Origin of the sequence: Roseobacter sp. MH60115, assembly GCF_015644665.1 — a bacterium.
Classification (GTDB): domain Bacteria; phylum Pseudomonadota; class Alphaproteobacteria; order Rhodobacterales; family Rhodobacteraceae; genus Roseobacter.
This window is the reverse complement of sequence record NZ_JADOBQ010000005.1, coordinates 406,375-420,994: the sequence shown is the minus strand read 5'-3', so window position 1 is coordinate 420,994 and position 14,620 is coordinate 406,375. Positions and strand designations below refer to the sequence as shown.

At 61.1% G+C, this 14,620-nt stretch carries 16 protein-coding genes; 11 read left to right on the top strand and 5 right to left on the bottom strand.

All coding sequences use genetic code 11. The annotated features are described in order from the left end of the window. Positions 1-8 precede the first annotated feature (8 nt). The 4 genes from ISX84_RS17900 to ISX84_RS17885 are packed head-to-tail and all read right to left on the bottom strand — an operon-like array spanning position 9 to position 2,682. On the bottom strand, positions 9-1,043 hold the full coding sequence (locus ISX84_RS17900; protein WP_195821745.1) for a MaoC family dehydratase: 1,035 nt from the start codon (positions 1,041-1,043) through the stop codon (positions 9-11). Beyond that, entirely contained in the window at positions 1,043-1,246 is a 204-nt protein-coding gene (locus ISX84_RS17895; protein WP_195821744.1) for a DUF1737 domain-containing protein, read from the bottom strand. The genes ISX84_RS17900 and ISX84_RS17895 overlap by 1 nt, the downstream gene beginning before the upstream one ends. A 16-nt stretch (positions 1,247-1,262) precedes the next feature. Further along, positions 1,263-1,820 carry an NnrU family protein gene (locus tag ISX84_RS17890; RefSeq protein WP_195821743.1) on the bottom strand — a complete coding sequence of 186 codons (558 nt, stop codon included), beginning with the start codon at positions 1,818-1,820 and terminating at the stop codon, positions 1,263-1,265. A gap of 4 nt (positions 1,821-1,824) precedes the next feature. Further along, a complete protein-coding gene (locus tag ISX84_RS17885; RefSeq protein WP_195821742.1) occupies positions 1,825-2,682 on the bottom strand; it encodes an HpcH/HpaI aldolase/citrate lyase family protein in 858 nt (285 codons plus the stop codon). 331 nt (positions 2,683-3,013) lie between these two features. On the opposite strand from ISX84_RS17885, the gene ISX84_RS17880 reads away from it, so the two are divergent. Further along, positions 3,014-3,346 carry a hypothetical protein gene (locus ISX84_RS17880; RefSeq protein ID WP_195821741.1) on the top strand — a complete coding sequence of 111 codons (333 nt, stop codon included), beginning with the start codon at positions 3,014-3,016 and terminating at the stop codon, positions 3,344-3,346. 84 nt (positions 3,347-3,430) lie between these two features. On the opposite strand, the gene ISX84_RS17875 is transcribed toward ISX84_RS17880, so the two are convergent. Next, complete coding sequence (locus tag ISX84_RS17875; RefSeq protein ID WP_229884389.1) at positions 3,431-4,186, bottom strand: sulfite exporter TauE/SafE family protein; 756 nt, start codon at positions 4,184-4,186, stop codon at positions 3,431-3,433. Between the two features lie 193 nt (positions 4,187-4,379). Between ISX84_RS17875 and mdh the strand changes: the two genes are divergently transcribed. The 10 genes from mdh (at position 4,380) to ISX84_RS17825 (ending at position 14,607) form a co-directional block, all read left to right on the top strand. Then, a complete protein-coding gene (mdh, locus tag ISX84_RS17870) occupies positions 4,380-5,342 on the top strand; it encodes a malate dehydrogenase (protein ID WP_195821739.1) in 963 nt (320 codons plus the stop codon). A 111-nt stretch (positions 5,343-5,453) separates the two neighbouring features. Then, entirely contained in the window at positions 5,454-6,038 is a 585-nt protein-coding gene (locus tag ISX84_RS17865) for a TetR/AcrR family transcriptional regulator (RefSeq protein ID WP_195821738.1), read from the top strand. Between the two features lie 205 nt (positions 6,039-6,243). Next, on the top strand, positions 6,244-7,437 hold the full coding sequence (gene sucC / locus ISX84_RS17860) for an ADP-forming succinate--CoA ligase subunit beta (protein ID WP_195821737.1): 1,194 nt from the start codon (positions 6,244-6,246) through the stop codon (positions 7,435-7,437). A 4-nt stretch (positions 7,438-7,441) separates the two neighbouring features. Next, on the top strand, positions 7,442-8,131 hold the full coding sequence (locus ISX84_RS17855) for a hypothetical protein (RefSeq protein WP_195821736.1): 690 nt from the start codon (positions 7,442-7,444) through the stop codon (positions 8,129-8,131). Further along, positions 8,128-8,652, top strand: a complete 525-nt coding sequence (locus ISX84_RS17850) for a hypothetical protein (RefSeq protein ID WP_195821735.1) — start codon at positions 8,128-8,130, stop codon at positions 8,650-8,652. Before ISX84_RS17855 ends, ISX84_RS17850 begins: the two co-directional genes overlap by 4 nt. Beyond that, positions 8,649-9,131 (top strand): hypothetical protein, encoded by a 483-nt coding sequence (locus ISX84_RS17845; protein ID WP_326838767.1) that lies wholly within the window; start codon positions 8,649-8,651, stop codon positions 9,129-9,131. Before ISX84_RS17850 ends, ISX84_RS17845 begins: the two co-directional genes overlap by 4 nt. Beyond that, a complete protein-coding gene (locus tag ISX84_RS17840; protein WP_229884388.1) occupies positions 9,131-9,949 on the top strand; it encodes a glycosyltransferase family 25 protein in 819 nt (272 codons plus the stop codon). The genes ISX84_RS17845 and ISX84_RS17840 overlap by 1 nt, the downstream gene beginning before the upstream one ends. Before the next feature lie 119 nt (positions 9,950-10,068). Next, positions 10,069-10,956 carry a succinate--CoA ligase subunit alpha gene (sucD, locus tag ISX84_RS17835; RefSeq protein WP_195821734.1) on the top strand — a complete coding sequence of 296 codons (888 nt, stop codon included), beginning with the start codon at positions 10,069-10,071 and terminating at the stop codon, positions 10,954-10,956. Between the two features lie 202 nt (positions 10,957-11,158). Further along, on the top strand, positions 11,159-11,653 hold the full coding sequence (locus ISX84_RS23590) for a DUF805 domain-containing protein (protein ID WP_195821733.1): 495 nt from the start codon (positions 11,159-11,161) through the stop codon (positions 11,651-11,653). Further along, a complete protein-coding gene (locus ISX84_RS17825) occupies positions 11,650-14,607 on the top strand; it encodes a 2-oxoglutarate dehydrogenase E1 component (RefSeq protein WP_195821732.1) in 2,958 nt (985 codons plus the stop codon). Before ISX84_RS23590 ends, ISX84_RS17825 begins: the two co-directional genes overlap by 4 nt. The last annotated feature ends 13 nt before the right edge of the window (positions 14,608-14,620 follow it).

Sequence of the window (14,620 nt, the reverse complement as noted above, 5' to 3'; positions counted from 1 at the left end):
TGCGGTTTCTACGTCGGAATCAGCGCCCAGTAGTCCAGATCGAGCAGAACATCAGACAGATACTTCCCATCCTCGCCTTTCAGCGTGAAGGGATCGCCGCCCTTTGTCGCCACCAGCCGCAGGCGCAGCGCGCCGACACCCGGCGCAGATGTCTCGGCCTTGTCGAGCACTTCGGACCACGCGCGAATGGTGTCGCCGGCAAGACAGGGATTGGCATGCGCCCCCCCGTTCAGCCCCACCACCATCTGCGCATTGGCCAGCCCGTTGAAGCTGAGCGTGCGCGCCATAGAAATCACGTGACCGCCGTAGATCAAGCGGGATCCGTCGGGCCGGGCGGAGGTATCGAAATGCACCTTGGCGGTGTTCTGCCAAAGCCGCGTGGCCATCATGTGTTCCGCCTCTTCGACGGTCACACCGTCCACGTGGTCGATCTGCTCGCCGATGGCGTAGTCACCCCAGCGATGTGGCTCACCCGCCAGCGTGCAATCGTAGTTGGTGAAATCGAGGCCCTTCGGGATCACCAGATCCTCTGCCGCCACGGCCTTGGGCAGATCGGGTACTACCGTCTCCGGCGCGGGCGCATCCGTGTGGCGTTTGCGCACCATGACCCAGCGCACATACTCCAGCACCGTCTCGTCGTGCTGGTTGAGGCCGGTGGTGCGCACCCAGACCACCCCGGTCTTACCGTTGGAGTTCTGCTTGACCCCGATCACCTCGGAGACCGAGCGCAGCGTGTCCCCGGGCCAGACCGGCGTGATCCAGCGGCCTTGGGCATAGCCGAGGTTCGCCACCGCGTTCAGCGACACATCCGGCACGGTCTTGCCGAAGACAACGTGGAAGGCGATCATGTCGTCGAGCGGGCTGAACGGCAGCCCGCAGCTTTGCGCAAACTGATCTGAGGAATAGAGCGCGTGACGTGCGGGGTAGAGCATGTGGTAGAGCGCGCGCTCACCCATCTTGACCGTGCGCGGCACCGCGTGATGGATCATCTGGCCGACGGCATAGTCTTCAAAAAACCGGCCCGCGTTGGTCTTCACCCCCATCACTGCGCCCCCAGCTTGGTGTCGGGCGTGTAGGTCCCGTCCACCTCTTTCAGCACCGCCTGTCCGCAGCGCATGACACCTGCGGCGTGGTCCCAGGTTTGCGTCGGGCTGCCGTGCAGCTCCCACCCCTTGTTCAACGCCTCCGTTACCTTGTGGCAGAAGGCCGATGTGTCCTCCTCAGAGAGGAAGCGGTAGAGTTTCATGAGCTATCTCCGAAAATCAGACGGGAAAGGGCCAGACGCCAAGCCAGATGTGAATGCCGGCGACGAGTGCAAAGAGGACAAGCGAAATGACGGCCAGGCGCACATAGGTCGCGGTGCCCGCGGGTTCGGGTGCCGTCCAATCAGGCTCGGCGCGGTTGATCAGGATCACTTGGCCCACGGCCCAAGCCAGCAGGCCGCCAAAGAGCAGGATGGATGCGAGATCACCGTTGACCAGCAGATGCGCCGCGCTCCAGATCTTGAACCCGGTGAGTTGCGGGTGCCGGATTCTATAGGCGGGCCAGGCTTTCGCCCCTTTTGCGGCGCTAGAGCCGTAGACCCAGAACGCCAACAACATCAGCGTGTTATTGACATGCACCATGAAAGCGGGCGGCTGCCAGACGGGGATGAAATCCGCCGCGCGGTAGCCGATGATCATCAGAATGAGCCCGGCAACAACACCCAGCGCGACAAGACCCTTGCCCGGCGCGCCAAGGGCCACGCGCTGATCCGGGGCCAGTCGTTTGAAGTAGTGAACAAGGGTCCAGAGGACCAATCCGGCGATGAGAAGTGTCATTGGCTTACCCCGCGTTGAGAGCTGCTATCGCGTCCATCTTTGCCAGTGTTTCGCGTGCAGTTGCAACATGCAGATTTTCGACGATGCGCCCGTCAACCACGGCGACCGCCTGGCCGTTCGTAAGGGCTTCATCATAGGCGGCAATCTGGCGACGGGCGAGGTCCACTTCCTCCTCGGATGGGGCAAACGCCGCATTGGTGACATCCAACTGGGCCGGGTGGATCAGTGTCTTGCCATCAAACCCCATATCGCGACCCTGCGTGCATTCCGCAGCAAGCCCCTCCGCATCGCGAAAAGCGTTGTAGACCCCATCGATGATGGCCAGGCCGTGCGCCTTTGCCGCAAGCAAACACAGGCCCAGCCCGGTCATGAGCGGCATGCGGTCGACACGAAAACGCGTGCCCATGTCCTTGGCGAGATCGTTTGTCCCCATCACCATGCCCTGCGACAGCGGATGGGCGGCAATCTCTGCGGCGCGCAGCATGCCCGTGGGCGTTTCCATCATTGCCCACAGCGGCAGATCGCCCGTGATCTCTGCCAATGCATCAAGCTCCGCAGGCCCGTTTACCTTGGGCAGCAACACCGCATCTGCCCCCATCGACAGAACCGCACGCGCATCCTCCGCCCCCCATTCGGTTCCCAGGTCGTTGATGCGCACAATCTTCATGCGCGCACCGTAACCGCCGTCGGAAAGCGCCTGCGCCAGCGTGCTGCGCGCGGTTGATTTTTCGTCCGGTGCCACAGCGTCTTCGAGATCGAATATAATGGCATCCGCAGGCAAGCTCCGGGCTTTTTCAAGTGCCCGAGGTTTTGAACCCGGAATGTAGAGAACAGAACGCAAAGGGCGTTGAGAGACAGTCATTGGCAAAGGTCCACGCTCATCAGCAGGTCACAAAATTGCGCGGAATGGGGCATTTTTTGAAAGAAACTGCAAGCAGATTTGTGCCGCAATGCAGCAAATTTCAAATTCAATCTATATCCGTACGGCGGATTAACCATTATTTCAGCCCTAAAGCGGATGGTGTTTGCGTCGGATATCTCGGCAAACCCTGCTTCGGCCTGGCCGCTGGATGCACCTGATCTCGTGATATCAACGGCATTTATCTTGAACCGGGGCCGCCCGGTCATCACCGGTAAAGCCGGTTGGGCCAGATGACAGCGGGTGCCGCCTTTGACATGAAGGCAGACACATTATGACACGCATATCCAAGATGCTGCATTTGGGCGCGCTCAGCGCGGCAGCCGCACTTTATATTGCTTCTACCACCGATGCCGCAGCGCAAAATGCGCGCAATTGTGCGCCACGCGACGCTGTTGTCGACCGGCTGGCCGAGGGTTACGGCGAATCCCGTCAGTCCATGGGGCTCGGTGCCAATAACGCGGTGATCGAGGTATTTGCCTCGGATGAAACCGGCACCTGGACAATTACGGTCACGACGCCCAACGGCCTGACATGCCTCGTTGCGTCCGGACAGTCTTACGAAACACTTGCAGAGGCTCTGCCCGCCAAAGGCAACGACGCCTGAACCACAAAGGTGGGCCAGCGGCCCACCTGGCACGCAGTGCAGATCCTTGACCGTCTGCCGGACGGGCCGACACCCGCCAACCTGTCAGGTCAGACCGTCCCAGATCAGTTTGATCCCGGTCAGACTCAGCAGCGCATAGGTCAATCCGAAGAACAGTCGCTCCGGCACCAGCCGATGGGCGCGCACGCCCAGCCAGGCCCCAAGCAGGGCAAAGGGTGCCAGCACGAGGTTTGCCATCCCCGTCTCCAGCGTGAACATCCCTAGGAAAGCGTAAGGGATGAATTTCGCGATATTGATCACCCAGAAAACAAGCACGGTCGTCGCCTGATACTGGGTTTTCGTCAGCTTCATGGAGAGCAGATACACGGCAGCTGGCGGGCCGCCCGCATGGCTGACAAAGCTGGTGAAGCCGGCCACCAGCCCGGCAACGCCCCCTGCCCAAAGCGGAAGTCTGCGCGCCGAGCGTGCCATCAGTTTCGGGGCGAGGCCCACCTGCCACAGGACAAAGGCGATAGAAATCGCGCCGATCAGAACCCGTAGCACATCGGGCTCCGCGATCCTGTAGAGCGCCGCGCCCAAAGCCACACCCGGCATCCCCCCGAGGATCAGCAGCAGCGCCGCCTGACCGTCCCACTTGCGCCAGTACGGGCGCAGGGATGCAACGTCGATCAGCATCAGAAGCGGCAGCATGACGCCCAGCGCCAGCCCGGGCTCGACCACGAGTGCCAGAATACTCGCGGCGGCAAACGCAGCACCGGACCCGAACCCACCTTTGGAAATACCGGCAAAGATGACAGCCGGCCCAGCTACCGCAAAAAACATCCAATCCAGTGTGAGCAATCTGCTGCCTCTCCTCTGGTGCCCTGCACAATTGATCAGCACCCCGCCATCCATGCGTGCAAAGGAGCACGCGATTCGGCATGCACAGATCACGACAGCGCCCGCCCGAACACAACCATGCAAGCGAACTTGCGCAATCGGGCGTTAATGGGTAGCAGAGGGCGCAACCTCAACCGAATGCGGAGCATATTCCATGGCAAGACCCAAAATCGCGCTGATCGGCGCCGGTCAAATCGGCGGCACACTTGCCCATCTGGCAGCGCTGAAAGAACTGGGCGACGTCGTCCTTTTTGACATTGCCGAAGGCATCCCCGAGGGCAAGGCGCTCGACATCGCGGAAAGCGGACCCTCCGCCAAGTTCGACGCCACCATGTCGGGCACACAATCCTACGAAGACATTGCAGGCGCAGACGTCTGCATCGTGACCGCCGGTGTGGCGCGCAAGCCGGGCATGAGCCGCGACGATCTCCTGGGCATCAACCTCAAAGTCATGAAATCCGTTGGCGAAGGCATCCGCGATCACGCACCGAATGCTTTTGTCATCTGCATCACCAACCCGCTCGACGCGATGGTCTGGGCGCTGCGCGAGTTCTCCGGCCTGCCACATGAGAAGGTCTGTGGCATGGCGGGTGTGCTGGACTCTGCGCGCTTCCGCCACTTCCTCGCCTCCGAATTCGACGTCTCGATGAAGGACGTCACCGCCTTCGTCCTGGGCGGGCACGGCGATACGATGGTGCCGCTGGTGCGTTATTCGACCGTGGCCGGTATTCCGCTGCCCGATCTGGTGAAAATGGGGTGGACCACGCAGGAAAAACTCGACGCCATCGTGCAGCGCACCCGTGACGGCGGGGCCGAGATCGTCGGCCTGTTGAAAACCGGTTCCGCCTTCTACGCGCCAGCAACCTCGGCGATTGAAATGGCCGAAAGCTATCTGAAGGATCAGAAACGTGTTCTGCCTTGTGCTGCCTACGTCAGCGGCGCTTACGGCCTGAAAGGATTTTACGTCGGGGTTCCAACCGTGATCGGTGCGGGCGGGATCGAACGGGTTGTCGAAATCTCGATGAACAAGGACGAGCAGGCCATGTTCGACAATTCCGTGAAGGCGGTAAAAGGCCTGGTGGAAGCCTGCAAGGGTATCGACAACACGCTTTCCTGAACTTTTCAGGACTAAATGCACGTCAGGGAACCCGCTCCGGCGGGTTCTTTTTTGCCGGTCGTAGATCGCGGACGACCTTGACTTTGCCGGGCTGACTTGCTCCTTGACGGCATGTCAAGCCGAGGAAATTCAACAAAAGAGCGTATCGTCAACGCAGCACTTGCCCTGCTTGAAGGCGATCAGCGTGACGCGACGCGCCTTTCAGATGTCGCCAAGAAGGCGGGGGTAAGCCGTCAGGCGATTTATCTGCACTTCGGCTCCCGCGCCGAAGTCCTGATCGCCGCGACCAAAGCGCTCGATGCCCAGCTCGATATGGACAGTCAATTGCAGGCCAGTCGCACCGCGCCATCCGGACGCGTCAGGCTGGAGGCGTTTGTCCTGGCCTGGTGCAGTTACGTGCCGAAAATCTACCGTGTCGCAAAGCCACTCATGGACATGGCGGCCACGGATACCGAAGCCGCATCCGCCTGGTCACAACGCATGTCCGACATGCGTGAGGGGTGCGCGGCGGCGATCCAGGCGCTTCACGCTGACGGTGATCTGCCCGCCGATACGGACCCGGAGATGGCCACAGATCTCATGTGGTCCATGCTCTCGGTGACCACATGGGAAGATCTCGTCCAGCGCCGCGGCTGGGCGCAAACCGCCTATGAGCGCGAGATGGTCGCGGCCTGCCAACGACTCTTCATTGCCTAACCTGAGCCTTTGGGCTGCGAATCCCTTGCATTATATGAAAATTGTCCTGCAGATGCATTTTGTGATCACAGCAGAAAATCCTGTGATCACAAAATGTCGATTTCTCACTGTCAAGCCATAGTACAGGCCAAAACAGGTTCCCTCGTGGAAACTTCGCGGCTTATATCGGCGAAACGATCCGATCCAACAAAACGGGACCCTATCCATGAATATCCACGAATATCAGGCGAAAGCATTGTTGCGCAGCTATGGCGCGCCGGTCTCGGACGGTCGGGTGGTGCTGCGCGCCGAAGAAGCCAAGACGGCGGCAGGTGCGATGGACGGTCCGATGTGGGTGGTCAAGGCGCAGATCCACGCCGGCGGACGTGGCAAGGGGAAGTTCAAGGAACCGGACGCCGGAGACAAGGGCGGCGTGCGTTTGACCAAATCGGTGGAAGAAGCCGCAGAGGAGGCAAAAAAGATGCTGGGCCGCACTCTGGTCACGCATCAGACCGGACCTGCGGGCAAGCAGGTCAACCGCATCTACATCGAGGATGGCTCGGGCATCGAGACGGAAATGTATCTGGCCCTTCTGGTGGATCGCCAGACCAGCCGCGTCAGCTTTGTCTGTTCCACCGAAGGCGGCATGGACATTGAGGAGGTGGCTGCGGCGACCCCTGAGAAAATCCTCAGCTTTTCGGTCGACCCAGCCTCGGGCTACCAGGCGTTCCACGGACGTCGCATCGCCTTTGCTTTGGGTCTCGAGGGCAAACAGGTCAAGCAATGCGTCGGGCTGATGGGTCTGCTCTACAAGGCCTTCATGGAAAAAGACATGGAGATGCTGGAGATCAACCCGCTTATTGTGACCGACAGCGGCGACTTGAAAGTGCTCGATGCCAAGGTCAGCTTTGACGGAAATGCCATCTACCGGCACCCGGATGTCGCCGAATTGCGCGACACCACCGAGGAGGACAGCAAGGAGCTGGAGGCCTCGAAATACGATCTGAACTACATCGCACTCGATGGCGAAATCGGCTGCATGGTGAACGGCGCGGGCCTTGCCATGGCGACGATGGACATCATCAAGCTCTATGGGGCCGAGCCTGCCAACTTCCTCGACGTCGGCGGCGGCGCCACCAAGGAAAAGGTGACCGAAGCCTTCAAGATCATCACCTCCGACCCGAACGTCAAAGGCATCCTGGTGAACATCTTCGGCGGTATCATGCGCTGCGATGTGATCGCCGAGGGCGTCGTCGCGGCGGTCAAGGAGGTAGGCCTGCAGGTGCCGCTGGTTGTCCGTCTGGAAGGCACCAATGTGCAGCAGGGCAAGGACATCATCAACAACTCGGACGTGGACGTGATCGCGGCGGATGACCTGAAAGACGGCGCGCAGAAGATCGTGAAAGCTGTGAAAGGCTAGCAGCATGACCGCCGGCCATAGCCAGCTTGCCGCGCGGCCAGGCGCGGCGGCCGCCTACGTTGTCCTCTGTTTAGTGGTCATGGGCGCGTTGTTTGTGTCCATGCTCGTTCTGGATAGCACGCCCCAGCGCGCGCTCCTTCAGGAGAGCGGTGTGCTGGAGACCAGTTCCGCGCTGCTTTATCTGGTGGCCATCGTGCCGTTGTTGCCCGTCTTCCGCATGGTGTGGCCCTTTGTCTGCATGCTTGTTTTATTCTGCATGCGGGAATTCGACCTCGACAAGCTGCTGTTCACCGAAGGTCTGTTCAAGAGCAGGCAGTTCGTCGGCGACACGGTCCCTTGGTTCGAGCGGCTGATCTCCTTTGGCCTTCTGTTGCTGATCGCCGTCTGCGTGTGGCTGGTGATTGTGCGGGGCATACGCGGCCTGCCGCGCCGTGTGAAGCAGCGTGATGGCGTCGCGCTCTGCGTCGGGCTTGGTGTTTTTCTGGCGGCAACCTCCAAGATCGCGGACGGGTTTGACCGGAAACTCAAGGCTTTCGGCATCGAGATCACCGAAAGCATTGATCTTGCCGCACTGACCTATGAGGAAGTTGCCGAGTTCGGCATGGCGCTGAGCTTTCTCGTCGCTGCCTTTGCCTTCTACCGGCGATACAATGCAGCCCACGTACCAGCGGACCTTGAGGAGGTTGCAGGATGACCAGGCTCCTGAGTCTCTGCTGCGCCGCACCCCTTTGCCTTCTGGCCGCCTGCTCAACGCAAGGCGTGTCTTCCGACACCGCCGAGTTGCGCAACATGTGGCGGTTCAATCTGGTGCCGAAAAGCGCGCCCGCAGTGATGATCAACGCCTTTGACCGGTTCTGCACGGTCGGCCCGCGGGATGACGCAACCCTGCGCGCGGCAGGCTATGTGCCGCTGCCGGAACGCACGCCGGGCGCCCGCGCCTATGTGATCGACGACCGGCGCCCCGCTATCGCCGTTTCTGACAAAATGTGCGTCGTACAGGCGGAATCGCGCACCGGCCAGACCGCGCGGTTTCAGAACTATGTGACCGCCACATATCCCGGGGCGCGTGCAATTGATCCCGCGCCCTTGGGCAAGAACATCGAACAAGCGTGGTCGCTGCCCACCACGCCCCCCTCGCTTATTGCCACGGAGCGCACGGTCAGCCTTGGGTGGTATCGTTATGCGCTTATCCATTTCACGCCGGGTGCAACGTGATCCGGGCCTTCGTCATATCCGCCATGCTGGCGGTGCCAGCCCATGCCAGCGCAGGTGCGAGCGAGGCCATCGCCACGTTTAACGCGGTCTGTTTCAAGGCAGGGCAGACCGTCGCGCAGGCACGCGCACGCATGGAAGCGCGCGATGGCGCGCCCCTTCCCTACACGCTGACCTTCTGGGACAAATCTCTGGAACCGGCGCCCGAAACACCTGCCCGGATCGAACGACGCTGCGAAGTCAGTTTTGACGGCGATCACACCGAAGTGGCGATAGCAGCGCTGCGGGCACAGATGGCCACCCCGCCGGTTTTCGGAACCTTCATCGACCTGCCCGACACACACGCCCCTTTGACCGGCACCGCGTTGATCGAAGGGCGCGCGTTGCTGCGGGGACGGGTGGCGGTGGTGCATGTGGGCACGCGCGACAGCCAGACCTTCATGACCGTCGACCGACTGCCCGCAGATTGGGAGGACGGCTGATGACACAGCGCCTCTATATCGAGATGATCAACCTCGCCCGTGCCGATGAGCGACGTGCCCGGATGCGCGCAGAACTGGCAAAAGCCGGGGTGGACGCACAGTTTTTCCCCGCCTTTGACAGCGCCAGTGAAGATCCTGCGCAGATGCAGCGCCAGTGCAAAGCGGAGGGCCCCTGGGGACCGTTCCACAGCACCAATATGGCCATCACCATCAGCCATGCGCAGGTGTGGGAGCGGTTTCTGAAGACAGACGCAGAGTTCTGCCTGGTTATGGAAGACGATGTTTTTGTCTCCACTGACCTGGGGAACTGGCTTGAGGATCTGAGTTGGTGGCCCGCCGATGCGGATGTGGTGAAGCTCGAACGCTGGCGCGCCCGCAGGCTGCGCGTACTGCTTTCATCGCATCATACACATCACAGGGGTCGCCGGATCGCGCGGCTCCTGTCCCGCCATGTCGGCGCGGCGGGGTATATTCTGACGCGCAGCGCTGCAGAGCGTTTTCTGGCACAACGCCCCTTCAATCTGACCATCGACAATCTGCTCTTCAACTTCAATGCCTCGCCTGCTGCCCGACGCATGAAGATGTATCAGGTTGAACCCGCACTGCTGGAGCAGGGAAACGAACAGCAGGGGGCTGCCCTTCAAGCTGCGCAGCGCGTCCGCCCGACAGGTCTTGCGTTGCTCCGCCAGAAGCTCAAGCGCGGATACTACGAGATCGCCTATCCTCTGCCGACCCTGCTGCGTTTGCTCATGGGGCGCGCCAGCCTGCATAAAATCACCTTCATGCCCGATACGGCAGAGGAGGTGGACCGACTATGAGCGACATCCGGACCACCTTGCCCGCTGCCACGCCTTTCATCCCAACCAAAAGCGGTGATGCCCTAAACGATGGTGGTATCCATGCCGCCAGCCTCAATTTGTAAGTCAAAGGAAGAACAATGGCCGTACTCATCGACGAAAACACAAAAGTCATCTGCCAGGGCCTCACCGGCTCGCAGGGCACGTTCCACACTGAGCAGGCCATTGCATATGGTACCAAGATGGTTGGCGGTGTGACCCCCGGCAAAGGCGGTCAGACACATCTGGACCTGCCGGTTTTCAATTCCGTGCATGAGGCCAAGGCCAAGACCGAGGCGAATGCCTCCGTGATCTACGTGCCGCCGCCCTTCGCCGCGGATTCGATCCTTGAGGCCATCGATGCGGAGATGGAGCTGATCGTCTGCATCACCGAAGGTATCCCGGTGCTCGACATGATGAAGGTGCAGCGCGCGCTGGAAGGCTCCGCCTCGCGGCTCGTGGGGCCGAACTGCCCCGGTGTGATCACGCCCGACGCCTGCAAGATCGGCATCATGCCCGGCCACATCCACAAGCGCGGCTCCTGCGGGGTGGTCTCACGCTCCGGCACGCTGACCTATGAGGCGGTCAAGCAGACCACCGATCTGGGCTATGGCCAGTCGACAGCGGTGGGCATCGGCGGCGACCCGATCAAGGGGACCGAGCACATTGACGTGTTGGAAATGTTTCTGGCGGATGACGAGACGCAGAGCATTATCATGATCGGCGAAATCGGCGGCAGCGCCGAGGAAGACGCAGCACAATTCCTGGCTGACGAGAAGAAGAAGGGCCGTTGGAAGCCCACAGCGGGTTTCATCGCGGGCCGCACCGCCCCTCCGGGCCGCCGCATGGGCCACGCCGGTGCCATCGTCGCTGGCGGTAAGGGCGGTGCCGAGGACAAAATCGAAGCCATGCGCGCCGCCGGGATTGTGGTCGCCGACAGCCCTGCCACGCTGGGCGAAGCCGTGAAAGAGGCGATTGAAAAGGGGTGAGGACCGGACCGAGCATAAGCGAGGCAAACGCTCCAGTGGCGCGTTTGAGGTCCGAACGGGCGGAGCCCCGGCCAGCACTCAAGCGTTGGACTAACGCACTGGGGGCAGCGCCCGAACCGAGTGGCGGGACGCAAAGTATCCGCCCCGCGGGTGCGGTTCGGCCGCTGCCCGGCGCAAGCCGCCGGGCGGGAGGTCTATAGCTATGACACTTATAGAGACCCTCAAAACCTGCTTGAGCAACTATGTCACCTTTTCTGGCCGCGCTCCAAGGTCGGAGTTCTGGCGGTTTTTGCTCTTGGTATGGATGGCTGTGCTCATCACAAGGCAAGTACGAATTGGCTATGGGACGCTTACTTCCCCGCAACTGCTACCATCTTCGCAAGCACCCATCGAGATGCTCTTGGCAGTTGCACTTCTGCCAGCAGTCGCCGCCGCCGCCAGCCGAAGACTGCATGACACCGGGCGATCAGCGCGCGAGGCGCTCTATCTCGTACTCGCCACGCTTGTCTTTTTGTCGATCGGGATTGGACTTGAAACGCGCGGCGCAGGACAAGTTCACGTGATACTCTTTACCCTTTTCGCCCTCACAGGTCTGATCCTTTTCGCAGCTTGGCTACGGATGATCTACCTGCTGTCATGCCCCTCCCAACCCGGCCCCAACCAATACGGTCCCAACCCAACAGAGGTAACCCCATGACCGAACACACCCCCAATGACCAGTTCCATGCCTCCTCCTTCATGCAGGGGCACAACGCCGAGTACCTCGAACAGATGTACGCGCGCTATGCATCCGACCCCAACGCGGTCGATGATGCCTGGCGGGCCTTCTTCAAGGCGATGGGGGATGACGAGGTTGCGGTGAAACGCGAGGCCGAAGGGCCCAGCTGGGCGCGCACCGACTGGCCGCCGCAACCGGGCGATGAGATGACGCAGGCGCTGACTGGCGAGTGGGCACCGGAGGCCGAACTCAAGGGCGCAGACAAGAAAATCCGCGCCAAGGCCGCCGAAGCGGGCGTGCAAGTCACCGACGACCAGATCAAACGCGCCGTGCTCGACAGCATCCGCGCGCTGATGATCATCCGCGCCTACCGCATCCGGGGCCATCTGGTGGCCGACCTTGACCCGCTGGGCATGCGCGAGAACACACCGCACCCCGAATTGGACCCGAAATCCTACGGCTTCACCGAGGCCGACATGGACCGTCCGATCTTCATCGACAACGTGCTGGGGCTGGAAACCGCCTCGATGCGCGAGATCATCTCGATTGTGAAACGCACCTACTGCGGCACCTTCGCGCTGCAGTACATGCATATCTCCAACCCTGAAGAGGCGGGCTGGCTGAAGGAGCGCATCGAGGGCTTTGGCAAGGAGGTCTCTTTCACGCGTGAAGGGCGCAAGGCGATCCTCGCCAAGCTGGTCGAGGCCGAAGGCTTCGAGAAATTCCTGCACGTGAAATACATGGGTACCAAACGCTTTGGCCTTGATGGCGGCGAAAGCCTGGTGCCTGCAATGGAGCAGATCATCAAACGCGGTGGCGCTCTGGGCGTGCGCGATATCGTGATCGGCATGCCGCACCGCGGGCGGCTGAGCGTCTTGGCCAATGTGATGGCCAAACCCTACAAGGCGATCTTCAATGAATTCCAGGGCGGCAGCTTCAAACCGGAAGACGTAGATGGCTCCGGCGATGTGAAATACCACCTCGGCGCCTCCAGCGACCGCGAGTTCGACGGCAACGAGGTTCACCTGAGCCTGACGGCGAACCCCAGCCACCTTGAGGCGGTGAACCCGGTCGTGCTCGGCAAGGCGCGCGCCAAACAGGACCAGAACAACGACCCCGATCGCACCTCCTGCATGCCCATTCTGCTGCACGGCGATGCCGCATTTGCCGGTCAGGGCGTGGTGGCCGAGTGCTTTGCGCTCAGCGGACTGCGCGGGCACAAGACGGGCGGCACCATGCATCTGGTCGTAAACAACCAGATCGGCTTTACCACCGCCCCCCACTTCAGCCGCTCCAGCCCCTACCCCACGGATAACGCCCTGGTGGTCGAGGCGCCGATCTTCCACGTGAACGGCGATGATCCGGAAGCTGTGGTTCATGCTGCGAAGGTCGCCACCGAATTCCGCCAGAAATTCCGCAAGGACGTGGTGATCGACATCATCTGCTACCGCCGCTTTGGACACAACGAGGGCGACGAGCCGATGTTCACCAACCCGGTGATGTACAAGAAGATCAAGGGCCACAAGACAACGCTCAGCCTTTATACCGAGCGTCTGGTCAAGGACGGGCTGCTCCCCGAGGGGGAGATCGAAGATATGAAGGCGGCGTTCCAAGCCTATCTGAGCGAGGAGTTCGAGGCGGGCAAGGAGTACCGTCCGAACAAGGCGGATTGGCTCGATGGAAAGTGGTCACATCTCGACAAGCAGAAGAACAAATACCAGCGGGGCAAGACCGCCATTGCCAAAGGCACGTTGATGGAAGTGGGCAAGGCGCTGAGTACGGCACCCGATGATTTCCCCATGCACAAGACCGTTGGACGCCTGCTGGACGCCAAGAAACAAATGTTTGACAGTGGCGAAGGGATCGACTGGGCCACCGCCGAGGCGCTGGCGTTCGGCTCGCTGCTCACCGAAGGCTATCCGGTGCGGCTGGCCGGTCAGGACAGCACCCGCGGCACCTTCTCGCAGCGGCACTCGGGGCTGGTGAACCAGAACACCGAAGAGCGCTATTATCCGCTCAACAACATCAAGCCCGGGCAGGCGCATTACGAGGTCATCGACTCGATGCTCAGCGAATATGCCGTGCTGGGGTTTGAGTACGGTTATTCGATGGCTGAGCCCAATGCGCTGACCCTCTGGGAGGCGCAGTTCGGCGATTTCGCCAACGGGGCGCAGATCATGTTCGACCAGTTCATCTCAAGCGGGGAAAGCAAGTGGCTGCGCATGTCGGGGCTCGTCTGCCTGCTGCCGCACGGCTTTGAAGGTCAGGGGCCGGAACACTCCTCCGCGCGACTGGAACGCTTTCTGCAAATGTGTGGACAAGACAACTGGATCGTTGCGAATTGCACCACGCCTGCAAACTACTTTCACATCCTGAGGCGACAGATTCACCGGTCCTTCCGGAAACCGCTGATCCTTATGACGCCAAAGTCGCTGCTGCGTCATAAACTGGCCGTGAGCAAGGCGGAGGAATTCACCACCGGCTCCAGTTTCCACCGGCTGATGTGGGATGATGCGCAGGAAGGCAATTCCGACACCAAGCTTGTCTCGGACAACAAGATCAAGCGCGTGGTGATGTGTTCAGGCAAGGTCTACTACGACCTGCTCGAAGAGCGCGACGCCCGCGGGATCGATGACATCTACCTGCTACGGCTGGAGCAGTTTTACCCCTTCCCGGCACAATCCGCCGTCAAGGAGCTGGAACGGTTCAAGCAGGCCGAAGTCGTCTGGTGCCAGGAGGAACCCAAGAACCAGGGCGCCTGGACCTTTATTGAGCCCAACATCGAATGGGTGCTGGGCCGGATCAAGGCCAAGCATCCGCGCCCGATCTATGCAGGCCGCGCCACGTCTGCCAGCCCTGCCACGGGTCTGGCCAGCCAGCACAAAGCCCAACAAGCAGCGCTCGTGGACGATGCGCTGACACTCAAGAAATAAGCGTCGAAGGGAA